Origin of the sequence: Fervidobacterium changbaicum, from assembly GCF_004117075.1 — a bacterium.
GTDB lineage: Bacteria > Thermotogota > Thermotogae > Thermotogales > Fervidobacteriaceae > Fervidobacterium > Fervidobacterium islandicum.
Map to the genome: position 1 here is coordinate 1491098 of NZ_CP026721.1, position 25999 is coordinate 1517096.

General features: G+C 41.3%; 19 protein-coding genes. 13 read left to right on the forward strand and 6 right to left on the reverse strand.

The window, feature by feature from the left end:
* Positions 1-5 precede the first annotated feature (5 nt).
* The 11 genes from hemW to CBS1_RS06965 are packed head-to-tail and all read left to right on the forward strand — an operon-like array spanning position 6 to position 13444.
* A complete protein-coding gene (gene hemW, locus CBS1_RS06915; RefSeq protein ID WP_090222188.1) occupies positions 6-1127 on the forward strand; it encodes a radical SAM family heme chaperone HemW in 1122 nt (373 codons plus the stop codon).
* A complete protein-coding gene (locus tag CBS1_RS06920; RefSeq protein WP_052107148.1) occupies positions 1124-2242 on the forward strand; it encodes an FtsW/RodA/SpoVE family cell cycle protein in 1119 nt (372 codons plus the stop codon). Before hemW ends, CBS1_RS06920 begins: the two co-directional genes overlap by 4 nt.
* Before the next feature lie 3 nt (positions 2243-2245).
* The gene (locus tag CBS1_RS06925) at positions 2246-3298 is read left to right on the forward strand and encodes a UDP-N-acetylglucosamine--N-acetylmuramyl-(pentapeptide) pyrophosphoryl-undecaprenol N-acetylglucosamine transferase (RefSeq protein ID WP_033191714.1); all 1053 of its coding nucleotides are present in this window, start codon (positions 2246-2248) and stop codon (positions 3296-3298) included.
* A gap of 42 nt (positions 3299-3340) precedes the next feature.
* A complete protein-coding gene (gene murC / locus CBS1_RS06930; RefSeq protein WP_052107147.1) occupies positions 3341-4684 on the forward strand; it encodes a UDP-N-acetylmuramate--L-alanine ligase in 1344 nt (447 codons plus the stop codon).
* A 57-nt stretch (positions 4685-4741) separates the two neighbouring features.
* Positions 4742-8236: a chromosome segregation protein SMC gene (smc, locus tag CBS1_RS06935; RefSeq protein WP_090222186.1), complete on the forward strand. Its 3495-nt coding sequence runs from the start codon at positions 4742-4744 to the stop codon at positions 8234-8236.
* Entirely contained in the window at positions 8233-9459 is a 1227-nt protein-coding gene (locus CBS1_RS06940) for a PAS domain-containing protein (protein ID WP_090222184.1), read from the forward strand. Before smc ends, CBS1_RS06940 begins: the two co-directional genes overlap by 4 nt.
* Positions 9460-9476: 17 nt before the next feature.
* Positions 9477-9920 (forward strand): flagellar export protein FliJ, encoded by a 444-nt coding sequence (gene fliJ, locus CBS1_RS06945; RefSeq protein ID WP_090222182.1) that lies wholly within the window; start codon positions 9477-9479, stop codon positions 9918-9920.
* A gap of 24 nt (positions 9921-9944) precedes the next feature.
* Complete coding sequence (locus tag CBS1_RS06950; RefSeq protein ID WP_090222181.1) at positions 9945-10676, forward strand: YdcF family protein; 732 nt, start codon at positions 9945-9947, stop codon at positions 10674-10676.
* Positions 10677-10721: 45 nt separating this feature from the next.
* The gene (locus CBS1_RS06955; RefSeq protein WP_090222179.1) at positions 10722-11372 is read left to right on the forward strand and encodes a rhomboid family intramembrane serine protease; all 651 of its coding nucleotides are present in this window, start codon (positions 10722-10724) and stop codon (positions 11370-11372) included.
* Between the two features lie 34 nt (positions 11373-11406).
* Positions 11407-12444: an asparaginase gene (locus tag CBS1_RS06960; protein ID WP_090222177.1), complete on the forward strand. Its 1038-nt coding sequence runs from the start codon at positions 11407-11409 to the stop codon at positions 12442-12444.
* On the forward strand, positions 12428-13444 hold the full coding sequence (locus CBS1_RS06965) for an AI-2E family transporter (RefSeq protein ID WP_090222175.1): 1017 nt from the start codon (positions 12428-12430) through the stop codon (positions 13442-13444). The genes CBS1_RS06960 and CBS1_RS06965 overlap by 17 nt, the downstream gene beginning before the upstream one ends.
* A gap of 7 nt (positions 13445-13451) precedes the next feature.
* On the opposite strand, the gene panB is transcribed toward CBS1_RS06965, so the two are convergent.
* Positions 13452-14234, reverse strand: coding sequence for a 3-methyl-2-oxobutanoate hydroxymethyltransferase (panB, locus tag CBS1_RS06970; protein WP_090222173.1), 783 nt, complete (start codon positions 14232-14234; stop codon positions 13452-13454).
* A gap of 118 nt (positions 14235-14352) precedes the next feature.
* Between panB and CBS1_RS06975 the strand changes: the two genes are divergently transcribed.
* Together CBS1_RS06975 and CBS1_RS06980 are read left to right on the forward strand one after the other, a co-directional pair.
* The gene (locus CBS1_RS06975; protein ID WP_033191708.1) at positions 14353-16110 is read left to right on the forward strand and encodes a M3 family oligoendopeptidase; all 1758 of its coding nucleotides are present in this window, start codon (positions 14353-14355) and stop codon (positions 16108-16110) included.
* 42 nt (positions 16111-16152) lie between these two features.
* On the forward strand, positions 16153-17238 hold the full coding sequence (locus CBS1_RS06980; protein ID WP_084384088.1) for an aldose epimerase family protein: 1086 nt from the start codon (positions 16153-16155) through the stop codon (positions 17236-17238).
* 68 nt (positions 17239-17306) lie between these two features.
* Here the strand turns inward: CBS1_RS06980 and CBS1_RS06985 are convergent, their stop codons facing one another.
* The 5 genes from CBS1_RS06985 to CBS1_RS07005 form a co-directional block, all read right to left on the reverse strand.
* Positions 17307-18614: a TldD/PmbA family protein gene (locus CBS1_RS06985; protein WP_033191707.1), complete on the reverse strand. Its 1308-nt coding sequence runs from the start codon at positions 18612-18614 to the stop codon at positions 17307-17309.
* Positions 18611-20008 carry a TldD/PmbA family protein gene (locus tag CBS1_RS06990; protein WP_033191706.1) on the reverse strand — a complete coding sequence of 466 codons (1398 nt, stop codon included), beginning with the start codon at positions 20006-20008 and terminating at the stop codon, positions 18611-18613. Before CBS1_RS06990 ends, CBS1_RS06985 begins: the two co-directional genes overlap by 4 nt.
* A 113-nt stretch (positions 20009-20121) precedes the next feature.
* Positions 20122-21957 carry a DNA mismatch repair endonuclease MutL gene (gene mutL, locus CBS1_RS06995; RefSeq protein ID WP_090222172.1) on the reverse strand — a complete coding sequence of 612 codons (1836 nt, stop codon included), beginning with the start codon at positions 21955-21957 and terminating at the stop codon, positions 20122-20124.
* A gap of 139 nt (positions 21958-22096) precedes the next feature.
* On the reverse strand, positions 22097-23326 hold the full coding sequence (locus CBS1_RS07000) for a hypothetical protein (RefSeq protein ID WP_090222170.1): 1230 nt from the start codon (positions 23324-23326) through the stop codon (positions 22097-22099).
* 15 nt (positions 23327-23341) lie between these two features.
* Positions 23342-25846 carry a hypothetical protein gene (locus tag CBS1_RS07005; RefSeq protein WP_090222169.1) on the reverse strand — a complete coding sequence of 835 codons (2505 nt, stop codon included), beginning with the start codon at positions 25844-25846 and terminating at the stop codon, positions 23342-23344.
* Positions 25847-25999: the final 153 nt, after the last annotated feature.

Genomic DNA, 25999 nt, shown 5'->3' on the forward strand with positions numbered 1-25999 from the left:
TACCGATGCATTTTAAGAAAGTTCAAGATGGTTTAGGTGTCTATATCCATATTCCATTTTGCAAAAGTCGCTGTGTATACTGTGATTTCGTTAGTTATCTGGATAAGAACTATGATGAATACACCGATTACCTGTTGAGAGAGATAGATATGTATAAAGAATACCTCGGTCAAGGTGTTGCGACTTTATACGTAGGTGGTGGTACTCCGAGTATCTTTCCGGTCCAGAACCTTGCAAGGATCGTCAAATCACTAATCGTTTATTCTAAAAACAATTCCTTTGAAGAGTTTACAATTGAAGTAAATCCCGATTCATTTGATGTAAACTTAGCAGTAGAGTATAAAGCGCTTGGCGTGAACAGATTGAGCATGGGATTGCAGAGCACGGATGATACGGTGCTTAAAAAATCAGGAAGACTGTACGATTTTGAGACTTTTTTAAGAAAGTACGACATAGCTCGAAGGTACTTTGACAATGTAAATGTGGATTTTATCGTTGGATTACCTGGAGAAACGTGGGGAACGATACAGGAAAATGTTCGTTTTGTCAGCGAGTTTGTACCTGACCACGTTTCGGTTTATATGTTGGAGGTCCATTCCGAGAATGGTGCTGGGATACTTAAAAAGCCAGATGAACAGGCATTTCAGAGGTATGACGAGTTCTTAAATTCACTGAAAGCTCTTGGATACGAACGATACGAGATTTCTAATTTCACTATCAACGGAAAATATTGCCTCCACAATTTAAAATACTGGTTCAATGTAGATTACATAGGTCTTGGCGTTGCGGCAGGTGGTCACATTGGTTTTCTGAGGTATAATAACTTCGAGCGGTTAAACGATTATTTTTTAGCTATTTCCGAGGGTCGACTACCGAGGTCCTACGAAGTATTCAATTCACCCGAGAGAGAGGCATTGGAAACGTTGTTTATGTCACTAAGAACGAAATGGGGTTCTGACATAGAGTATTTGAAACGTAAGACAGGTGTGGAATTTACAGATGTGTTGGAAGTCCTTAAGAGAAAATTTGATTTCTTCGATGGTCAAAAGCTTACCGAAAAAGGTATGGATTTTAGCAATCTTTTCTTTGTGACACTTCTTAGCGTGTGGGAGGAGTATTTCAAGTGAGGACAGAACTCAAAGTTACGATAGTTACCTATCTGATATTGTTCGTGGTTGGAGCAATTGCGATGTACAGTTTAGACATAGCAAAAGAGCAAGTTTTTAACACTTCAAGCAATTTTTTCGTGAAACATTTGGTTACAATGGGTGTTAGCTTGTTCCTCATGCTCCTTGTGAAGAATATACCATTTAGTTTTTACGAAAGGAACGATAAATGGCTTTATCTGGCGGGTATAATCTTGCTGGTTGCAGTCTTTGCATTTCCACCCATAAATGGTGCGCACAGGTGGTTACACATTGGCGGATTCACAGTTCAGCCCTCTGAGTTTGCTAAGATAATCCTCATATTGTACTTGTCAATTTACGTTAAGAAGCATAAAGGGAAGATGTCAGAGTTTTGGACAGGAATGGTTGTACCTATGCTATACGCAATAATATATGTAGGTTTGATTGTTCTTGAGCCGAATTTGAGTACCGCGATGTTCACGTTTTTGATAGCCGTAGTGACTTTATACTACGGAGGCACGAAGCTGAGGTATTTTGTTATCGCTGTTGTGCTAGTAATAGCGCTTGTCATAATAGGTTCTATAACGGGGTTGCTTCACTCTTATCAACTTGGCAGACTGCGTTATTTCTTCAGCGGGGAAATCGCACCGCAAGTTGATATAGCACTGAAAACTCTGAAAAACTCTGGCCCAACCGGTGTTGGAATTGGGAACAGCTGGTTGAAAGTGTACGTCCCTGAAGCGGAAAGTGATTTTGTACTGGCTGTTATTGGTGAAGATTTTGGATTTTTCGGAATACTTCTTGTTTGCATCACCTACTTGTTCCTGAGCTACTCACTTATGAGGTTAGGTAGTTACATCGAAGACATTGCAGTTCGTGTCTTTACTTGGTCTTATGCAACTGTTATACTTTTCCATGTGACAATAAACTTAGGCGTTTTCGCAGGATTCTTCCCTGTAACAGGAATTCCACTGCCGTTTATAAGCACTGGCGGAAGTTCAATGATGGCACTCTTAATTGGCTTTGGTATTATACTCTCGGGCTTGCTCAACACAGGGGAAGGTAAAGAGAATCAAAATAGTGCAAGGTCATCAATAGAAGGAGAGAGTTTGTGAAGTATGGAAAATACGTCTGCATCAAAAAGTAAAGTACTGAAAATCGCAGTAGCTGGTGGTGTTACCGGAGGTCATCTCTATCCGAACCTCGCTGTCTTGGAAGAATTCCAACGCAGAAGGAATATCGAAGTTCTGTATTTCTGCGTTCAGGGGAAGATAGAAGAACGGGTGCTTCCAAAATTTCACCCAGAGTTCAAAAGGTACAGTGTAAAAGTAAAAGGATTGAGAAGGCCTATATTCCATCCAGAAAACTTGGTAAGGTTTTCGAGATTGTTGATTAACTCGGTTAATATAAAAAGGGCTCTTGAGGAATTCGCCCCAGATTTTGTCTATGTATCTGGCGGATATGTAAGTTACCCAGTTGCTCTGGCTGGAAGAAAACTCGGTATTCCTGTTTACGTTCAAGAACAAAACACAATTCCAGGGAAGGCCAATATAACTATCTCAAAATTTGCCAAAAAGATCTTCGTTGCATTTGAGGAGTGTGTAACGAGATTTCCTGATGAGGTGAGGAAAAAGATAAAGGTTACCGGCAATCCCGTATGGACAAGGGAAGGGAGGGTTGAATTACCACGTCCAACAGTTCTTGTCATCGGTGGTAGTGGTGGTAGCGAGTTTCTCAACAAGATTACCTTGGAAGTTTCATGGTTGTTACCAGATGTGCACTTTATACTTTCAACTGGTGGGAAGAAGGTAGAAGGTGAAGTTCCAGCTAACGTTGAGATAGTGGATTACATAGAGAATATGTATGCCTACTGGCGCAGTGTGGACCTTGCGATTACCAGAGCTGGTGCAACGACTATATCAGAGCTCATTTATTTCAACGTCCCTGCAGTGGTGGTACCTTGGGAAGGTGCAACTGAATCGCACCAAGTTACAAACGCTAAGATTATCGAAAGACATGGGTTGGGAGTTATGATGAGAGAAATCGAATACGAACCAGAAAAACTGGCTGATATGATAAGAACATTGATGAAGAAAGGTAGGAATTTCAACGAGCGGGAAAACCCCGCAAAGATAATAGTAGATGAGATAGAAAGTAACATGTCCCTGTAATTCGCAAAAAATGAAATAATCTACAGCATGGAGGCATAGAAGATGGGTTTTGAGGAAAGTAAAAGAGAGAAAAAAGAAAAGATACACTTTATCGGTGTTGGCGGCATTGGGATGAGTGCACAAGCGATGCACGAACATTTCTGTGGAAAAGAAGTCTCAGGAAGCGACCCGTATAGCTCGGAAAGAACACAGTATTTGAGAACCTTGGGTATTAGAGTGTACGATAGACACGAAGAAGGTAACGTAAACGGTGTTGATGAAGTTGTGATGACGCCAGCAGTTTCCAAGGATAATCCTGAATACATTGCCGCAGTTAGAAATAACGTGAAGATAACGATGCGTATAGACCACTTCAGAAGGATCTTAGAACCGTTCAAGGGTTTTGCAGTGACTGGAACAGATGGGAAATCGACAACCACATCGATGCTCGCAAACAGTTTGATAAACCTTGGCGCTGATCCGTACGTTTTCTTAGGCGCACTGCACAATAAATTGGAACATGGGAATTACAGAAAGGGCTCTGAAAAAACAAAAATTGCGGTCTATGAACTCGATGAGAGTCAGCCAGGTTTTGAACAGTTCCGCCCGGAGTATCTTATAATCACAAACATACGTGAGGACCACTTAGAAAATTATCGAGATCTAGAACACTACTACAGTTCGTTTGAAACGCTTATCAAAAATTCAAAATTCGTCGTTACATTTGCAGACGAGGGCAAATACAAAGGTCATGCAACCTTTGGCATATACTCCGGTGATTTTAAGATGGTGGAGCGAAAACAGGAGGGCTTCAGGCAAGTTGTTACGATAATTACGCCTTGGGGTGAGAAGAAACTTTTCCTGCCTGTTCCCGGATATCACAACGCTCTGAACGCTCTTGCGGTTGTCACATTACTGGCGAGCACAGGTTATAACATTGATGATGTATTAAGTTCGTTCCATGATTTTGCACTTCCCGGTAGAAGGTTTAACGTGAGCTACGAAGATCCGAATAGAAGAATTACGGTCGTCGATGACTATGCTCACACGGCAGAGGAAGTTGAGGTGCTCTTGAAGACGGCTAAAGAGGTATATCCTGACAGAAAGGTTGTTGTGATTTTTCAACCACATCGCTACACACGACTGAAAAGGGAAGCCGACCGGTTCAGTAAGGTCCTGCAACTGGCTGATGAAATATACGTTACTGAAGTCTATGGGGCTTTCGAAAGCAAGAACGGAGCGAGTGCAAGGAAAATAGTGGAAGCTATACCAAGGGCTGTTTTTATTGAGCAATTAGACGAGCTAAAGAAGATGACGTTCGAAGACGGAGCGGTTTACATGTTCGTTGGTGCCGGGGATATTTACAACGTATCGCAAGAGATAATAAAGAATCTAAGCGTTCAATGATTCTGTAAGTCCGAATTTTTTGAGTGTGTTCCCTGTAAATAATGGGGAGGGTGGTCGGTGGTTTTAAAGGAGATTTTTATCAAGGGATTCAAGTCTTTCGCAGACCCTGTTCGCATAGAGATATCCGATAGAGTAACAGTTGTCGTTGGACCCAATGGTTCCGGAAAGTCGAACGTAGTCGATGCGATCCGCTGGGTGCTCGGTGAACAGTCGATGAAAGAAATACGCGCTCAAGAGCGTGAAGACGTTGTATTTTGGGGAAACGAAAAGAGACCACCTGCGCAGTATGCATACGTTGAACTGGTTTTTGAAGACAACGGGAATAAGGTCTCCATCGCAAGGGAACTTTCACGCGATGGAGTGAGTAAATACTTGCTCAATGGCGACGAAGTAAGACTCAAAGATTTAAGAGAACTCCTCATGTCTCACGGGTTTGGCAAAAACCCGTATTCTATTATTGGACAAGGGCAAATAGATAAGATAGTGTCTTCAACTCCCGAGAGTCTGCGTTCAATAATTGAGGAAATCGCAGGGATCGGTATATACAGAGAGAAAAAGAAGGAAGCACTCGCAAAACTCGATGCGACTCAAATAAATTTGAGCAGGATAACCGATGTGCTCTTTGAAGTGGACAAAAATAGAAAATCTCTTTACCTCAAAGCGAAAAGAGCAGAACGTTACCTTGAATATTCTCAGGAATTGGAAAATGTGAAGAGAGAATATTACGGTGGGGTTTATCAAATAGAGACACAAAGACTTGCAGATATGGAAAGCTACTTTAACGAGCTTAATGTTTTGTTAAAAGAAAAGCTGAAAAGGCTTGCTCAGCTGGAGATGAACTGGGCAACCTTACGCGAGGAGTTCAACCAGATAGACGTTGAAATTGAGAGCTACACAAAAACGTTGGAAGAATTTAAAACAAGGGAAGATCAACTAAGGGAGATTAGAGAAAAATTCAGCAAGAAGCTGAACGAATTGGAAAGTAGATACATTGAAACAACAACTCGACTCGATATGTTGACCGATGAAGCAAATTCGTTGAAGAACAGATACGAAGAAATAAAACTTATAGTTTCCAAGATAACAGAGGAACTGAATGAAAAAGAAGAAGAGCTTTCCAAACTCGAAAAAGAGAAAAGTGAAATATACACTCAGTATTCCGAACAGGAAAAAGAGATACTCAAGAAGAAGCAAGAGTACGAAGAAACAGAAAGAACGCTTTCAAGAATCCACAACGAGATAATTCGGTTGAATGAAAGTAACCAAGACATCAAGCATAGGCTTGAGATGATTCAGAGCCAAAGAACATCGAAGGAGACCAGAAAGCAGGAGTTAGAAGAAGAAATAAACGACCTTGAGAAGCATTTGCTTGAAATTGTGGAGAAAGAGAACGAACTTGTTAAGGAGTTAGAACTTGCTAAAAGTTCATTGGAAGAGTACAATCAAAGCAAAGAACAAAAGGTTCGACAGTTGGACGCAATTGTGCGAAGACAAAAAGAAGTCCAAGCGGAAATCGATGTGCTGAACAGACAGATTTCGGAATATCAAGGGTTTGGCTATTCGATCCGGAAGATTTTCGAAAATAAAGACGTGTTCAAAGGTTTAATCGACGTTGTTGCCAATCTCATTGACTTTGATAAATCGCTTTCTGTAGCGTATGAGACGCTTTTAGGAGGAGCTGTCCAGCACGTTGTTGTAAAAACGGCGGAAGATGCAAAACAGATAATCGAATTCTTGAAAGCCGGAGAATACGGACGTGCCACGTTCATACCTCTTGATCTGATCGATGCCTCGTTTTCACCTATAAACGGAATCGAACGTGAACCAGGATTCATCGGATATGCTGCAAATCTTGTGAGTGTATCAGCTGAGTATAAGAATTTGCCACTTTATCTTTTTGGTAACGATATCATCGTAAAGGATATCGATTGTGCCATAGAAATAAAGCGTAAATACGATATTAGGTCGAGAATCGTCACGTTAGATGGCGAGCTCATCTCTGGAAGAGGCTCAATCAGTGGTGGGAAGGCGAAAGAAGATTATTCAAATTCGCTCATAGCAAGAAAAGTAAGATTAAAAACGCTACAAGAGGAACTCGACGGGCTAGTTAGTGAGAAAGGAAAAATTGAAAAAGAAATTGATACAATACAAAGTGAGATTAAGCAACTTCAAGAGAGCATGGGTGTAATAAGGGAAGAACTGGCAAGTGTGTCGAGTAAATCACTTTCATCAAAGCGCGTGCTCGAAGAGCTTCAAAAGGCACTCAAAGACGTTTCGAACGAGCTTGCGGATTTGGTAAAGCTCGAAGCTGAATACAACGGGAAGTACGAAGGAAACCTCGCAAGAGTTGAGTACCTCGAACAGGAAAGTAAGAATTTAGAAGAGAAGCGGAAGGTTTTGCAAGCTGATGTCAGCGAATTTTCAAAAGAACTCGAAGAGCACAGGAAGAAGTTGGAGACACTGAACGAGCATATCGCTACACTGCGCGCTGAAATTAAGAATCTCGCTGAAAGGAAACTCCAATACACCGCTGAAAACGACAGAATAAGTAGCAGGCTATATGAAATCGCCAAAGAAGTCGCCGACGCCAAATACAGTATATCTCAGCTCGAACAGGAGATAAACGAAACTAAGAACTTTCTTATAGAAAACGAAAGAGAACTTGAAAGTCTGAAAGCAACAGCCCAGGATATTTTCACAAGTATAAGGGAAAGGAAAACCGGAAAAGAAGAAAAACTTCAACAACTCCAGATATTAGAAGAAGACATTAGCAAGTTGAAAAACGAAATAGAATCCACAAGGGAAAGAATCCACGAAACTGATTTGAGATTGCAAGAGATCAGATTCAGGATTTCTAATGTTCCTGAGGAATACAGGAATCCTGTGGAAATTGAACCTGAGAAATTGGATGAACTTGCACAACAAATGAAAGAACTGGAAAACAAAATAAAAATGCTTGGCGCAGTCGACTTGAGCGCTATTGATGAGTACAAAGCGGTTGAAAACGAGTACAACGAACTTGTTAAGCAGAAATTGGACTTGGAAGAGGCGAAAAGGAAACTGGAAGAGCTCATTGAACAAACGGACATTCAAGCAAGGGAGCAGTTCTTAACTACCTACAACAGAATCAATGGAGCCTTCAAAAGTTACATAGAGAATCTCTTCTACGGTGGTACAGGGAGCATGAGATTAATAGACGATGGGAATATATTTGAATCAGGGATAGAAATTGTAGTTTCAAAAGCAGGTAAGAAAGTTCAAAAACTTCAACTGCTCTCTGGTGGGGAAAAAGCGCTCGTTGGCATTGCACTCATCATGGCGATGCTTGAGTCGAACAAGGGTGTTTTTTACGTGCTTGATGAAGTGGACGCACCGCTTGACGATTACAATTCTGAGAAATTCAGAAGGTTGTTACAGCAACAGAACTCACAGTTCATAGTTATAACTCACAATAAGTTGATTATGGAAGCTGGAGATATCGTGCATGGAGTAACCATGGTCGATGGGGTTTCAAAAATCATTCAAGTAAAGATGGAGGAGGTAACAGCATGAGGTACTTGTACTTCTTACAACAGTTTTTCGAAAGACTTCCAGCACCCGCGTTCATTAAAGACAATAAAGGACGTTACTTGTGGATAAATAAAGAACTTGAAAATGCTCTGGGGCTGCCGGAAGAGAAGATCGTTGGAAAGCTGGAAAGTGAAATTCTGGGAATTGAGGAGATTGAAGAAATTGACAGGAAGGTTAAAAGAACGAGAAGAAACCACTCGCACGAGATAGTCTACAACGGAAGGTACTATAACATTCAGCGAATGCCTATAAGACTTGGAGACGGTAATTACGGAGTTGCTGGTGTTATGTTTGACATCACTCAAAAAGTTCTTGAACAGACGCTTTATAAACTTCTCACTTTTGTCGAGGAGAAAATCATGGAAGCTTTAGGTGAGGCAGATGGAGACATAGTTACGTTTGTGACTTCTTTTTCCAGAAAGTTCCATGCGCAGTATCCACACATCGCTGTTGTTCTTTTAATGGACAATGAATATCTTATTGGTACAAACGACGAAAAGCTCATAGAGAAAGCAAAAGAAATCGATGAGGTTAAGACTTTTGTTTACGACAAAAAAACTTATCAGGTCGTTCCTATCGACCGGTTTAAGTTTGTTGTGCACGTACCAGAACATTACGTAAGCATGGCAAAGGCGTTAGCAGGATTCCTTGGTTCTTATGTGCTCGCAGCACTTAAAGTGCTAGAAAGCCAAAAGGTCTACAAGGATGTTATTGAAAAGTTAAACTCGATAACAAAGCTCATAAAACTCTGGAACGAAACACAGTCGCTGGAAGAATACCTCAAGATTATGCTTGATGAACTTGTGAAAGTCATTCCGGAAACCCAAAAAGCCTCAGTATGGCTTTTGGAAGGCGACGATTACAAATGCGTTGCCGTTTATAATTATGGCGACGAAGTCAAGAACCTTGTCATCAAGGCTTCGGAAGACAGCTACGGACCACGTATTGGTGAAAATAAAGTTGTGGAGTTTTTGGATGCTTACAAATTCAATAGAGAGAGTAAGTACAAAGACCTTTGGGAAAAGTCGGGAGTTACCTCTCCAAACTTCATACCACTGGTTGGTAGTGTCAAAGTTGGAGATAAGAAAATGATTATAATATCGCTCGATAACTTTGAAGGAAAGCGGTTCTCTGAAGCAAGTAAAAAGGTTTTGCAGATCTTTGTTGAACTGCTCTCGACATTTTTATCTTCTAAGGAAAAATAAAAGGAGAGCAGAGAGAATTGCCGTTCAGACTCGAAAAGTTACTTTCGTTAAGGCAAAAGGAAGAAGAAGCTCTAAAAAACGAGCTTAATAAAGTAAGAGTGGAGATAAGAAGGCTGGAAGAAGAAATAGAAGAAGTTAAGAATTCGAAAAGATTTACCGAAGAGCAACTTCGCACCGGCGTCCAAACTGGTGCACAAGTTGCTTTTTTAATGTACTTGATACATATGTACGATGAGCATTTGAAAAAGCTCAATCTAAAGTTGTCCAACCTGCGTAAGATTGAGGAAGAGACTTTAAGAGCATATCTTGAGAAACGAACTGAGCGAAGGAGTTTTGAAAAGCTTAAGGAAAGGTATCTCAGGGCACAACTGATGGAGGCTGACCGCAAGGAGAGGATTATCATAGATGAAGTTGCTCTTCAAAAATACATACGAAATTTGGAAGGGCAGGTGCGTGAGTGACTGAAAGGGGACTGGTTCTCAGATATGTTTGAACTTATGAAGATAATATCTGCCTTTCTAATCTTTCCTGGTATCTTCGTAACACTCTTCTCAGTTCTGACCGTTTATTTTTTTATAAAGGAAAAGAATTCAAAGTACAATAAAATCTGGATTTTATTTCTTCTTTTATCTATTTTCTTTTATCTAACTTCTTCGACTTGGTTTGTAAACCTATTTTCAAAGGTTTTGTACGTTCCGGACACATCTGATGGCGGAGATTACATCGTTGTTCTTGGCGGAGGAATCGACGAATACTCAGGAAATGTTGAGATAGGAAGACATACTTTGAGGAGGTTGTATAAAGGCTACTTGCTTTACAAATCAAAACCAAGAAAGGTAATAGTTACAGGTGGGGTTGTTTCGAAGGGCATTCCGGAGGCACTTGTCATGAAAGACGTGCTCCTTTCTTTAGGCGTTCCAGAAGAAGATATCGTAGTTGAAGACAAGGCGAGGAATACGTACCAGAATGCAAGATTCACACACGATATAGTTAAGGACAAATCCATAACCCTCGTAACAAGTACAACACATATGAGAAGAAGTTTGATGGTTTTTAAAAAGTTCTTCAAAGAGATTTACCATGTACAGAGTGATGTGCCTATCGATTTTCGAAATTCATTCCTTGACTATATTCCAACGTACAGCGCTTTTTACGGGTTCTGTAACATAGTGTATGAACTCGTTGGACTTCTTCAGTACACGATTTTCAAACATTAGAGGCCTTTTATTTTTTTAGTGAAAGAGTAGAAAGGAGTGGGACCAATGTTCCCATTGTACGATACGATTCCCAGTTTGAGGAAACCTGTTGTGAATTATATGATAATCACCGTCAATGTGTTGGTCTTCTTGTATGAGCTGGCATTATTTTGGAACGAGGAACTACTCCAGGAGTTTTTTTACACCTTTGGTTTTGTTCCAGAACGTATGTTCTACGCTTTCCCAGTCTTACAAATCTTCACGCACATGTTTGTTCACGGCGGCTGGTCGCATATAATTGGAAACATGTGGTTTTTAAAGATCTTCGGTGATAATGTCGAAGATGCGATGGGGCATTTTAAATTTTTCGTGTTTTACATCACTGGTGGTATTTTTGCGCTCTTTTTCCACGTGGTTTTTAACCCGTTCTCCCCTTACCCGATGGTAGGCGCGTCTGGTGCAATATCCGCAGTCATGGGTGCTTATTTTGTTCTTTTTTACTATTCACGCATAGTCTCGCTTGTATTTTTCATTCTGCCTTTCATAGTGGAAATCCCTGCGGTAGTGTACCTCTTTGTTTGGTTCTTGCTACAAGTGTTGAACGGCGTATTTGCCGATGTCACAGGAGCAGGAGTTGCTTATTGGGCGCATGCAGGAGGGTTTATCTACGGTGTGCTGGTTGGAATGAGGATCAGAAGGAAAAGATACTGGTACTGATTAATTAACACACTGAAAAAGGGGAGAGGAATGTATGGCTTTTAAAGACGGTAATTGGCTGACCAAAAGAAGGAAAAAGATAGTTATCGTCAGTACAGGCGGAACAATCGCTATGGTGAAGAAAGGCAGAACTGTTGTACCTTTCGATAAAGGGAACGCACTTGTTACGGACATCCCTGAGCTTTACGAAATAGCTGATGTTGAACTTTACGAATTTTCAAATATCCCAAGCCCACACATGACTCCTCGTTTGATGCTTGAACTTGCAAGAAAGATAGATGAATTCTTGGAAGAAAGAGGTTACGACGGCGCGGTTGTAACACACGGAACAGATACATTAGAGGAGACAGCTTACTTTCTTGACCTCGTTCTGAAAACAGAAAAACCCGTTGTTCTGACGGCTTCAATGAGAAACATCAGTGAGCTAAGTACAGACGGGCCGCGAAACGTTCTTTCATCGGTGCTTGTTGCTTCGTGCGATGATAGTTACGGAATGGGGGTTGTTGTCTGCTTGAACGACGAGATCCATGCAGCACGTGAAGTAACAAAAACATACACGAGCAACGTTGCAACATTCGATTCGCCTGGTTACGGTCCACTTGGCTTAGTTGATGAAAACAACGTCGTGTACTTTAGAAAGTCGCTTACAAGAGAGAAAATACCAACTGACAGAATAGAGGAGAAAGTGGCCGTTGTCAAAACCTTCACAGGTGATGACGGTACAATTCTGCGTGCCGTGTACGAGATGGGCTACAAAGGTATCGTATTGGAAGGATTTGGCCGTGGCAATGTGCCTCCGGAACTTGCAGATGTTGTTGAAGAGATAGTGAAAAGTGGCATTCCCGTTGTTATCACGTCACGCTGTTTCAAGGGCAGGGTCTATCCAATTTACGGTTACACCGGCGGAGGCGCTGACTTAAGGAAACGCGGTGCCATACTCAGCGAACATCCACTTGCGCAAAAGGCGAGGATAAAATTGATGGTCGTTTTGGGAATTACGCAGGACATAGAAGAGATAAGGACATACTTTGAAAAACACATAGGAGGGGTGATAAGTGAAATTGAGCATTAGGCAACAGGCGTTGCTCATAGTACTTTTGTACGCCGGGATATTTTTCATTGCATTCACACTCTCAAAGACGTTACTCTACGTCTTCGTCTTCTCGCTCATATCTATACTAGTTGTGAATTTCATTTACAAGAACATGATGAGATTGAGAATTCCACATCCGATTTCGGTTACTGCGGCATTGATTATCTATTTTGGCGTCCTAATTTATGCGTTCGTCAGAATCATCCCTCTAGTGGTTAATCAAATAGGCTCTTTCTACGAATTCATGAAGAATATTCTCGATTCAAAATACTGGGAGAACTATTTAGCTGATAATCCAGAACTATCAAAGGTTATAGGTAATTTAGCCGACTGGGCAAGTCCAAGGATCACAGAGTTGTTCAACAATTTCCTCTTGGAGTTCGCCAAGAAGCTTCCTGGTATTGGTGTCGTTATCTTTTACAGCGTCCTTTTCACAATTTACGTGACCATATATACAAAATGGACAACAAAGTCATTGCCGGGGCTTTTTCCAAAACGCGTACGACCATTGGTGGAAGATTTCCTGTCGAAGTTGGGAATGTCACTACAAAGCTACGTCGATGTGGTACTTCTTGGAGGCCTTATTGTTGGCTTGAGCTTTTATTTTCTCTTCTCAATTTTTCTGCCAGAATATACCGTCTTACTCTCTTTTTGGGGGTTTATAACCAACTTAATTCCCATAGTAGGAGTAGTTATCGAATGGATACCTATTCTAATAGTTACACTGGGATTGGGACTTAAAAACTTCATAGTTGTCAATCTAATTGTCGCAGCCGTTCATTTTGGAGCGTTTCTGTTCTTCATATTCATAATGAAGCACAAAGCTAACATCAACCCTGTTCTGATGTTGATATTCATCTTCTTGGTAGGCTTAGTCTACGGACTTGTTGGAACGTTTTTTGCCGTTCCCGTCGCCATATTTTTCGTCACGTTATGGAACGAATTCATTAAAACTGAACTGGATGAAACAAGGATATAATCACGGATTATTCAAACACATGCGTTTGTTCTGGGAAGAGTTTTGATTTTACCTCTTCCCTATATTTTTTTACAGCGTTCAACATAACTTCATAGGTATTCGCGTAGCTCTTAGCAAATTTCAAATTCATCTGAGACAAGCCAACGACGTCGTGGAACACGAGAACTTGCCCATCACAAAACCTTCCAGCTCCAATGCCTATGGTTGGGATACCAACACTTTCCGTGATTTCCTTTGCTACACTTTCCACAACGAGTTCAAGAACGATTGCAAAACATCCGGCTTTTTCAAGGGCTTTTGCATCTCTTAGAAGCTTCTCCCTACTTTCAGGTGTTTTTCCCTGCACCCTGTGACCACCGAGCAGATTGACCGATTGAGGTGTGAAGCCAAGGTGCCCCATGACAGGTATTCCCGCTCGTATGATTTGCTTAATTGTTTCTACGTATTCTTCGCCACCCTCGAGTTTTACCGCATTGGCTCCGGCCTTGAGCATCAGTCCTGCGTTTTCGACAGCCTTTTCAATGCTCACTTCGTACGACAAAAAAGGCATATCTCCAACGATGAACGCATCGGATGCCCCTCTGCGCACAGCCTTTATGTGCATCAACATCTCTTCCATCGTTACTGGTATAGTGCTATCGTAACCAAGCACCACATTCCCCAGAGAGTCACCGACCAATATAATGTCAACACCTGATTCCGAGGCTATCTTAGCGGTTGGATAGTCGTAGGCGGTTAACATAACGATAGGTTCTTTGCCCTTCATATCTATAATCTTCTTGGTTGTCATCGCCATTTCTCCTCACCCCTTGAATTTTTGGAAAACAACTCCAACCAAGAAAATTATACCACTTCTGTGATATAATGGCTATATCGAACGTATAACAGCGGTTAAAGGGGTGAAAATCATGAGATGGAACTTAACGAACATCTATCCTTCGTTTGAGTCTGAAGAATTTAAATCCGATTTGGTGAGATTTGAGAAAGAAACTGCAGAATTCCTGAAGTGGATGGATGAAAACCTCAATTCAGCGGAAAATGCCGAGGAAAAGCTGGAGTATATCATCAGCAAACTGAACGAACTTTCTTTGATTGGTGGAAAATTGTACAACTTTGCCAGCCTAACGTTAAGTGCCGATGCAAATAACGAAACTGCTGCAAAGTACCTTGATGTTATCAGGAGTAAGTTCGTTGATCTTTCACTTGCGAGAACGAAATTTAGGAAGTTTTTGAAATCGGTGGAAATTGAAAAGCTTGAGGATACTCCTTCTGAGGTAATTAGATCCCACGTGTTTGTGATTAAAGAACAGAAGATACTTTCTAAATACATGCTTTCGGAGAATGAAGAGAAAATAATCAGTATGATGAGACTAACTGGTGGAAACGCTTGGAATAACTTGTACGAAAAGACCACGTCAAACTTACTGTGCGAAATGGAACTGAACGGTGAAAAGAAGAAATTACCGTTGATGAGAGTGAGAAACTTAGCGTACGATAAATCAGCTGAAGTGAGAAAAAAAGCGTACGAAGCCGAGATACGAGCTTGTGAAAGTGCTGCAGATGTTGTGGCTCAGTGCTTGAACAGCATAAAAGGGGAGTTTTTAACAGAAGTAAAACTGAGGGGATACACTTCTCCGCTTGAGCCTATGCTCTTTGAAAACCGGATAACTGAACAGACGTTCAATGCTATGATGGACGCAGTCAAAGAAAGTATGCCAAAGCTGAGGGAATACCTCAAAAAAAAGGCTAAGATCCTCGGACACGAAAAAGGTTTACCATGGTACGATTTATTTGCACCGCTTGGTGGATACGAACGTAAGTGGACCTACGAAGAAGCAAGAAGGTTCATAGTCGATAACCTGTCAGCATTTTCAAAAGAACTCGGTGATTTTATCGACAGTGCCTTTGAAAAGAGATGGATCGATGCAGAGACAAGGCCGGGAAAACGAGGAGGGGCATTCTGCTCTTCTGTGAAAGCACTAAAAGAGTCAAGAATACTCATGAGTTTTGACGGAACTCTTGACAACGTACTCACACTTGCGCATGAGCTTGGTCATGCATTCCACAACTACTGCTTGAAGGACGAAACACCACTGAACAGTACAACTCCAGCCACACTGGCTGAAACGGCTTCGATTTTTAATGAAACGCTGCTCTTAAACATGATAAAAGCAAGTGCAAAAAGTGAAGAAGAAAAACTCGCATTACTCGATAAAGAACTCTCCGATGCGGTACAGATAATCATAGATATTTACAGCCGGTTCTTGTTCGAAAAAACGGTCTTTGAAAAGCGTACGGCCGGTCCTCTCAGTGTCAAAGAACTCAAAGAAATAATGCTCAACGCACAAAAACAAGCATACGGTGATGGTTTGGACGAAGAGGTTCTCCACCCATTTATGTGGCTTGTAAAACCGCATTACTATTCACCAACGTTCCATTTTTACAACTTCCCATACACATTTGGTATGCTCTTTGCATTAGGCGTGTACGCAAAACGCGACGAACCTGGATTTTTTGGGACATACAAAAAACTGCTCTCTTCAACAGGAAAAGGCACAGCTGAAGAAGTCGCTGCGAGTGTGGGAATAGATATAACCAAAAAGGAATTCTGGCGCTCTTCGTTGGAGGTAATCGAAAAGGCTGTGGAAGAATTCCTCGAGCTCTAAATATAGCCTAATACACAATTAATAACGTGTGAGGTGGGGAAGTTGAACGCTCTGTCTGGTTATGGTTCGGTTGAGCAAAGGCTTTTTGGATATACTCAGGATGGCACACAGGTACACGAATACACACTCATCAACAAAAACGGGTTGATGATGAAAGTCCTCTCGCTCGGTGGCATTGTTCGGGAGTTATGGGTGCCCGATAAAGACGGAAGGTTCGTTGATATTGTTCTTGGATACAACAGTGTGGAAGAGTACGAACAAAACACGGGCTATCTGGGAGCTGTTATTGGTAGGTTTGCCAACCGGATAGCTTACGGAAGATTCCAAATCGATGGTGTTACTTATCAATTAGCGCTGAACGACGGTGGCGGGAAAAGGCCGAATGCACTACACGGTGGTTTTAAGGGATTTGACAAAAAAGTTTGGAAAGCCTTTGATGAAGTGACCCCTGAAGGTCCCAAACTTCAACTAAGACTAAGAAGTCACGATGGAGAAGAAGGTTACCCTGGAAATTTGGATGTTACGGTTATTTACACGCTAACAAACGAAAATGAATGGAAAATAGAATACACAGCGAAAACTGACAAGCCGACAATCGTCAATTTGACACAGCATACGTATTTCAACTTAAACGGCAGAGGCAAAATCTACGATCATAAAGTGTTTATTAACGCAGAGAAGTACACACCGGTCAATGAAAACCTGATACCTACTGGTGAAATTTCCACTGTCGAAGGTACTCCTTACGATTTGAGAAAGCAAACAACCATAGGAGAAGCAATAGAACGTTTGAAAAGCGTGTATCCGAACTTGAAAGGTTTTGACATCAACTACGTTCTTAGTGAAAGTGATGACAGATGTGAGAAATTTGTAGGAAAGGTATTAAGTGAAAAGAGTGGAATTTCAATTGAGGTTTACACAACGCAACCTGGAGTTCAGTTTTACACAGGGAACTACTTACAGGGGTTCCAAGGAAAGTACGGTCAGTATTACGACGAGCATACAGGCTTTTGCCTTGAGACACAGCACTTTCCAGACTCACCTAACCATAAAAACTTTCCAACAACGATCTTAAGATCAGGTGTGCTCTACCACCATATCACACACTTCAAATTTTCTGTAGCTTAAAACAACAAAGCCCCCAAATTTTTGTTTTTCGGGGGCTTTGTTTTAGTTTTTAATTTAAGTGCAAACTATCACGCGTTACCGGCTATATCGAGTGTACTTATCAGCACAGAAGGTGTTATTATTCCCATAAATGCGCGTATATCACTTCCTACTTCCTCGATGTTCTTTATCATCTCAAGGAAGTTCCCGGATATCGTTATCTGTTCAACTCCGTGCGTGATTTTCCCGCCTTCAACTTTGAAAGCTTTAGCACCAAGCGAGAAGTTACCTGATATTGGATTGGCTCCCGAATGCATACCTTCCACTTCGATTATCACAAGCCCATCATCCAAAGTCATCAGCAATTCTTCAAAGGATTTCTTGCCCGGTTCAATGTAAAGGTTTATCGGCTGTATACCGGTTCCCATTGCGTTACCTGTTGGCTCAACGCCATCTTTTTTTGCTGTTTTTAAATTGTGCAGGAATGTTTTGAAAACACCGTTTTCGATAATTGTCTTCTCTTTTGTAGGGACTCCTTGTGTATCAAACGGTGCACAGCTTATACTTAGTGGATGATACGGCAAGTCTTTAACCGTGAGTACCTCACTTCCAATCTTTTCACCAAGTTTTCCTTTAAGAGGTGACAAATTTTTCTGCGCATTTTCTGCGCTGATCATCGAAATAAGCATGCCAAGTATGTCTGAAAAAACGTCGTTTCTAAGAATCACTCTGTATTTCCCACTTTTGACTGATTTTGAGCCTACAAGTGCAAGTGCCTCATCGCGTGCTTTTGAACCCACCTGAATTGGATCAAGAGCTTCTGGTTTCCTTCCAAGTGCGAATTCGACTGCTGACCTGGGAGAGACATCTTTTGCAACGGCCATCGCGTACATGAATCCTCCACCGTTGACGTAAGACACGTCAAGTCCAAGGGTGTTAGCAAGTCGCATTTCGTTCATCTGTTGCCCGTAGACAGCCATATCGTTCATTATTTCCGCGCTTTTACGAATCTCTTCATGCGCCTTCTCAACGTACGACAGTCTTTCTTTCACAGACAATTTCTCAAAACTACCATCGTATGGTTCTATCTGTGGATATTCACCTTTTCCATCGTAGAAATATTCAACATCTTCTGTATCAATTATCGATATATTACTCAACGCGTCTTCGAATACTTTCTCTGGATCGTCCAAAGTTTCCGTGTAAGACATCCCAAGTTTACCATCTTTCAAAATTTGGAGTGTGATTTTGAATTTGCCTGCATCTGTGTACTGATCCATCTGACCATTTTGGTATCTTACTTGGAAGTTCTTATTTTGAGAGTAGCTTATCTGCGCCTCTACGCCATTTGCTTTTGCAAGCTTGAATATCTTTTCTTTGAATTGTTCGAACGTCATGCGTTTCGCCCCCCAACGATGATTTCTCTGACCTTAATCGTTGGTTGCCCAACGTCAGCTGGTATGGAACCACTGTAAGAACCACACATACCTTGTCCTCTTGCCACATCGTTTCCAACCATCTCGATCTTCTGGATGATTTCATAGCCCTTCCCTATCAACGTAGCACCTTTAACTGGTTTTGTTATCTTTCCATTTTCTATCAGATAGCCTTCGTTTACAGCGAAATTGAACTCTCCGGTTGCGGGGTTCACAGAACCTCCACCCATCGTCTTTGCATACAAACCATATTCAACAGAAGCGATTATTTCTTCAGGGTGGTAATCACCTGGGAGGATGAACGTGTTACTCATTCTCGATGTCGGTGCGAACGTGTAATCTTGCCTTCTACCACTGCCTGTTGATGGCATTCCCATCCTTCTTGAGCCGAGCTTATCGATCATGTAACCTTTCAGAATACCGTTTTCAATAAGCATAATTCTTTGCGTTGGTGTTCCTTCATCATCAACATTTGCACTACCCCATGCATTTGGAATCGTTGCATCGTCAACTGCGCTGACACATTCAGCTGCTACTTGTTGTCCAAGTTTGCCGGCAAAAACGGACATTCCGCGTGCCACAGAGGAGGCTTCCAGTGCGTGTCCGACAGCTTCATGGAAGATAACTCCACCGAATTCATTGGAAATTACCACGGTCATCTTACCTGCCGGAGCTGGTTGTGCATCCACCATCCTCACAGCAATCCTTGCCGCCCTAACACCTGCTTGTTCAACATCGATTTTTTCCAAAAACTCAGGTCCCATAGCTGCACCCGGACCGTAAAAGCCTGACTCCATCTGTCCATCCTTGACAGCTACGGCATTTATCATCAACCTGGTGCGCACCCTGTTGTCTGTTACGAATACGCCTTCGCTGTTTGCTATCAGCACATTCTGGTCGTAGTCCCAGTACCTTACGACAACTTGCGCTATCGTTGGTGAGTATCTCTTAGCTGCCTCGTATGCCCTTTTCATATAACCAACTTTTGCCTCTTTTTTGACTTGTTCTGGCTTCCACAAAACAAAATGCTTGTTCTCAAGTTCTTTCTTTCTCAAATCGATCGAGAAATCTTTGAGCTTGATTTCTCCAAGAGCTTCGCCAACGCGCTTGGCAACATTAAGAATATTTTCTTTAGACAGATCGTTTGTGTACGCATATATTGCCTTATCTCCGAGAAATCCCCTTATACCTACACCGAACATCCTGCCAGTTTGTGCAAGTTCTACTTTCCCGTTCTTCAGCTCAATGTTTGTAGAATATCTATCTTCGACAAAAACTTCCGCGAAATCTCCACCGTATCTCAGAACCGTTGCCAAAATCTCTTCAACAAAAGGCTTGTCAAATCTGTCCAACACAGTCTCACCCCTTTTTTCAGATAACAGATAGTTCGCTATTCGAACGAAACACATGTACAATTATACCACAAACGAAATTCATAAGTCAAAGCATATCAAGATATCGATTATGTTCATCTTCTTTCGAAATAACTATCCAGCTGGTCAAACGTGATTTTCATCATTATAGGTCTTCCATGAGGACATGTGAGGAGGTTTTTACCTTTTATCTCCTCGATAAGCATTCTTACTTCCTCTTCGCTCAGTTTATCACCTGTTTTCACGGCAGTTTTACAGGCCTTCGTTGCAAGAACGTGCAGAATGCTCTGTGGTTTGTTGAACGGAAGCCTATATTCCTCGAGTACCTCCAGTAACGTCTCTTGAGCTCGTGTTATCTTTATCAACGAAGGGATGGATTTTAAAACAACCTTGGCACTATTTTCTGATTTTTCCATCTCTATGCTGAAACCAAGCTCTTTCAATTCAGCTTCCAGACCTTCCAAAACATTCGCTAAGCTTTTCCCTATACTAAATTCCACAGGTATCAAAAGATCTACAGGCTGGAATTCATGCTCTTTGAGTTGTTCATAAATAACCCTTTCATGCGCGGCATGGAAGTCTATGATAACGATCCCATCGTTATCTTCAAAAAGGATGTACCTATTCTTTATTATTGTGAACGCTCCTGCTTTATCCAAACTCGTTGGACTGGCGAAATTTGGAAAGAGCGCAGGATGTGAGTTGGCGGTTTTGAAATCGACACTTTTCTGATATTTTTCACCTGTTTGAATCATGTGCTGAGGAAACGAAAGGCTTTTTTCCTTCGTTTGGAATTTTTGAAATTCATCCGTCTGGTTGAACTTTCCTGTTGAATCTTTGCCTGACTCGGTCAAAATGTTTTTTGACTCGCTCTGTTCAACGTACGTTGAAACGAATTGATCAAGAGCACCTTTGTCAATTTTTTCAACAAACAACTGGAATCCTTCGAACTTTCTTAATGTATCCCTCACGCACCTTGCTATCGCGTCGTAGACAACACGTGGTTCAGAAAATTTCACCTGCAGCTTTTGCGGATGAATGTTCACATCGACTTCGTTTGGCGGAATATTTATGAAAATCACAGCGTATGGGTGCGTGCTTTCAACAAGTGACTCACCGTATCCGCGCTCTAAAGAAAGATGAAGCAAATTATCCAACACAAACCGGCCGTTGACAAAAAACAGCTGGCCAGAACGGTTCTTTCTGAAAAACTGAGGTGATGAAATTATCCCAGAAATCGAAACTGAACTATTAACATAATTATCAATAACTTCAAACGACTTCACCTCTGGGAAAATCAACTTGAACCTATCGGGCAAGCTTGATGCAGGTGCATTGTAAACAATTTCTTCATCTACTTTGAAAAGGAACCGAATTTCTGGCTTTGTAAGTAAAAACCTCTCGATTACCTCAGTTACCATGCGCCTTTCGATCTTTTCTGAGGAAAGAAACTTTCTTCTTGCGGGGATGTTGAAGAATAAGTCGTGCACTTCAACGGTCGTTCCCTTCTCCCTGAAAGTTTCTGCTACTTTGACAAGTTTTCCACCAACCATTTCGAGTTTGTGCGACTCAATGCCGTCAGAAGTTGTTATCACCAGTCTTGATACTTCACCAATTGAAGCGAGCGCTTCGCCCCTAAAACCGTAGCTCGTGATGTTGTAGATGTCTTCGAGCGAAGAAATCTTGCTTGTTGTATACCTTTGAACTGCAAGTAGAAGGTCTTCCTTTGACATACCAGAACCGTTATCGACAACTTTGATATAGCTTTTGCCTCCGTCTTTTATCTGAACTTCTATATTAGAAGCACCGGCGTCAATGGAGTTTTCCACCAGTTCCTTAACAACGGACGCAGGGTTAGCCACAACCTCACCGGCGGCTATTTTCGATACAACTTCTTCAGGCAGTTTGATTATCTTTGTCTTCTCACTCATGACCGATTCTTTCCTCCTTTGAACAGCTTTCCAAAACAATTATACCATCTTAAAAGAAAAAAGCCTGCCGATTTCGTAATTGAAAATCGGCAGGTTGAGGGATACAAGTAGGTTTAGGATGTAGTTTTAAGTACTTAACTTACAGACCTCCGGATATTGTTAGTGAAAATCCTATTCCGGGGGTGGAATTGTTTGTTGGTATGAATGAGTTAGTTGTTGCTGTAAGTTTCAAATCGGCATTAAGGAAGAATAGATTCATCCCAACACCTATAGTGTGCGAATAGGTTATTTGGTTGTACCCAAGTATGTAGTATGCCTTAGCAATACCAATGTTCAGTCCTGCGTAGCCTTTTACTGCCCAATTACCGTCGAGCCAGTAACTGCCCATGACTCCCCACATTATGAATCCATCGTTTTTCAAATAAGCTGTAATTTGCATTGGCGGAGCGACACTTACCGGTGTTATCAGCCTTGCAACAATGGGGTCGGAAACAGAATACGTTGCGTCTGCGGTAATATTTGTACCCTCTGCTGTGTACGTGATTTTTCCGTTACCTATTACTTCAACTGAATACCAAGCTTTCGCCGGTGATATTACTATGTTACGTACCGCTATACCGAATACGTCATTTCCGTACCCCACTTCTACCGAAATCCCATAGTCTTCAAAGTTACTAAGGTCATTCACCAAGTTCTGTATATTTTGCGACATTAAGTCGTTCAAAGAAATTCGACTGTAAGCTCTAATTTTTCCAGAAGCACTTAGCTCAGCGTAGGCAGGTGTTGCACTTGAAGTGTACGAAACATCTATCATAGTTGTTTGTGGGTCACTGTACAAAACGGGTGTGAACAAGTTCCCCGCAACGTAAATATCTCCAATAACGATTGCGATACCTCCGTTTGCTGTAATATTTGCATTAAAGAAGTTCGTATAACTGCTTTCATATGTTTCATCTATTTGTGTATCACCAACAAGAAGTTCTGCAAACGTCTTCGGAAGCGTTAAGTTGATGTTACCATCAACACGTGTGTACGGTACAAACCTTAACGCTCCGAGTTTCAAGTCAGCGTATGCGCCTAAACTAACCGGAAGAGCAAACTGAAATCCACTTTGCAAAGCCGAAGAGAGAGTAGTTTTGTCGACTTTGAAATCCTCTTCATTCAAAAGTGCATTAATATTACCCATGCTGAGAATATTCTGACCAAATTCAAATTCAGCAAACGGGACGAACTTTAAGAGCGCCGTAAAATCGTGCCTAACCAACGAGACATTTCCAAAAAGTCCGAAAGGTTGGATGGTAAGAGCAAAACCTGAAATTGCTAGAATCAAGCTCAACATTACTAAAGAAGATGCAATCGTTCTCCTCATTGCACTCACCTGCCTTTAATTTCCAAGTTTGACTTCAGTTGCAACTTTCAGTTCAACGGCGATGTACGGTGCAACACTTAATTTACCGTTGTAGTTCAAGGCGATGTTTGAATTTTTCGGTAACAGTATCTGATATGGTGTGTTGTTCTTTGATAATGTTGCAATATCGTCTTTGTTCACACCTATGGTTGGAACTGAATCTGAAAGTAATACCTCTACTTCGCCATTCTGCCCGAGTTTGAGCTTTGCCTTCAAACCTGTCGTATTTGAATACGTTTTGAACTTTATACTCACGTTATCTACGAGCTCTTTCAGAGGTTCTAACTGACTCAAGTCTACTGTACCTGAGCTTATTACAACATCATGGTCAGGTGTGTTTGCACTAATCGGCAGCGTGAACCCAAGGTTAGCTTTTATCTCGCTATCTTTTGTTAGCTCGCCGGGATCGGTTTCAACCGTTATACTAAGACTCAAAGGCGAACCTCCGCTGATAAGGGTTTCTATAATATTTCCAATATTTACCGGTGTTCCTTTTGAGATGTTGACTGTATTACCGGAGATGTTTAGTGTTAGCGTTGCAGGTATTGTTGAATTCGTTATATCGAACGAGACGGACGCATTGATGTTTAAATCAAGTTCCCTTATAAATGCGAACTCGTCCTTGAAGATGTCACCGAAGTTTATCAATGTCCCAAGGTCTTGTGTAAAGGTTTGACCTTTGAGTTTTACTTTGCTGATTTCAAACTTTTCGATAACTGGTTCTATCCAAAGGTTCACACCTTCTCGTATATCAATGTCAGATACAGTCAGTAAAGGCGGTACCAACGGGATTATCGTCAAGTCAAACGAGGTGAAAGTGGAAAAATCGAAGAGCTTGTTAACAGATTGCAATACAATGGAGTTTTGTCCAGAAAGTACATATGTTCCATTACCCGAGTCGAAGATGTTAGAAGCTATGTTCAAAGTAATTCCTGAGATATTCCCAACATTGTAGTTGAGTTTTACCTTTATAGTTGCGGTTGCTTCACTGACGAAGTTGCGTACTTCACTTGGAACAGGCTGACTGAACGAAATGGGGGCTATACTGATGCCTGAAATCTTCGCGGTGGCTATTTTTATAGTCTGGTCACTTGGCAAATCGATAGTATAGGAAATCATGTTTCCAGTAACATTTCCACTTATTGTACCAGAAACTGACGCTGGCAAGGATACATTTTGGAACGGGATTTGAACACCGGCCGCTGTACTTGTAAGAGCATTATTTCCAAACGTTCCAGATACGTTAACAGATGTAAGGCCACTGAAGTTGAGTAGCATATATCCGCTATCTGAAGTGAATTTAAGCTCAGTAACATTATTTGGAAGTGGTACGTTAACGCTGAGCGGATAGTCCTGTATTTTTTTAACCTGTACGTTTGGCGTGATCTGAACTTTTGGTTTCGTCCTCAAGTCGGCACTGACTAGTCCTGTCAGTTCTATCGTGCCGTTAATATCTATTCCATCTCCTACCGTGAACAGTTTTGTATCATCGAGGTTTATTTGGGTGTTAAGTGAATTAGATGAGCCGATTCCGACTGTGTTACTACCAGAAACAACAGAGTAGTTTTGAGAAATATTTCCACTGAAACCAGCGATTGTTAATTTGATACCAACATTTCCACCAAGGGCTAATTTCCATGTGCCAGAGGTTATAGGTATATGTTGCGAAACATTAATGGAAATCTTGCCGCCGCCAAGTTTTGAAGTATCTAAATCTTTAAAGTAATCCACCTTTTGGTTTTCGAAAGCTAAGGAAATTTTAGCCATTCCTGAAGAGGCAGAATCAAATTTGATTTTTACAGAGGACGTCTTCTTTATCAGAACATTTGCCAAGTTCTTAATTCCATTTACAGTGATTGGATAAGTTGTTCCATCGATTAGAAGTTCTGCATTTGAACCAGTAATTTGCTCAATAATAAATCTTACATTGACACTTTTCAAATTCGCTTCACTAAATATAAGTGTTGACAATACAGCAGGGGGGACGTCGAAAACATTTGTACCACCAGTAACTGGTACGATGAGACCTGAAATAAGAGTGAGATTACCTATTTCTACTTCAGATTGGTTAATCTCTTGAACTACTGGTTCTACAGACGGTAATTCGATTTGTCCGGACATAGCGTTTAAGAAATACGAAGTATCGATCTTGTACTCGAATCTACTTCCAAGTTCACCAAGTTTCGACTCAAGCTCATTTTGAACATCTTGCAAAAGTGTCCCGGGGCTGTAGGTAATTTCCGAGGCGTACTTGAGTGTAATTGGGTCGGTTTTTTCTAAAGTTAAATCTCTACCAAGTTCGTTTGCAAAGCTATCGACCAAATCTTTCACTTTAAAATCAAGAGTCGTCAGTGGGAATTCCAGATACTTAGTGTACTGCACCTTAACCTTTTCAGGTGGTTTTGAAGGTAACTTCAAACCGCAGGAAAACAAGATAAGACCGATGACTACAACGGTGAATACCATGTAGAACTTCCTCATGAATGCCACCTCCTACATAAAAATATGGTATAAATAATTTAGCTTAAAAAAATTGAGGGCAGGACAACTTATGTCACCTTGGCTTTTAAGCCATTTTGGGAGTCTGTTGCCTGCCTTTAACCATGATAAGTTGGTTGGGCTTTCAGCCCTCGT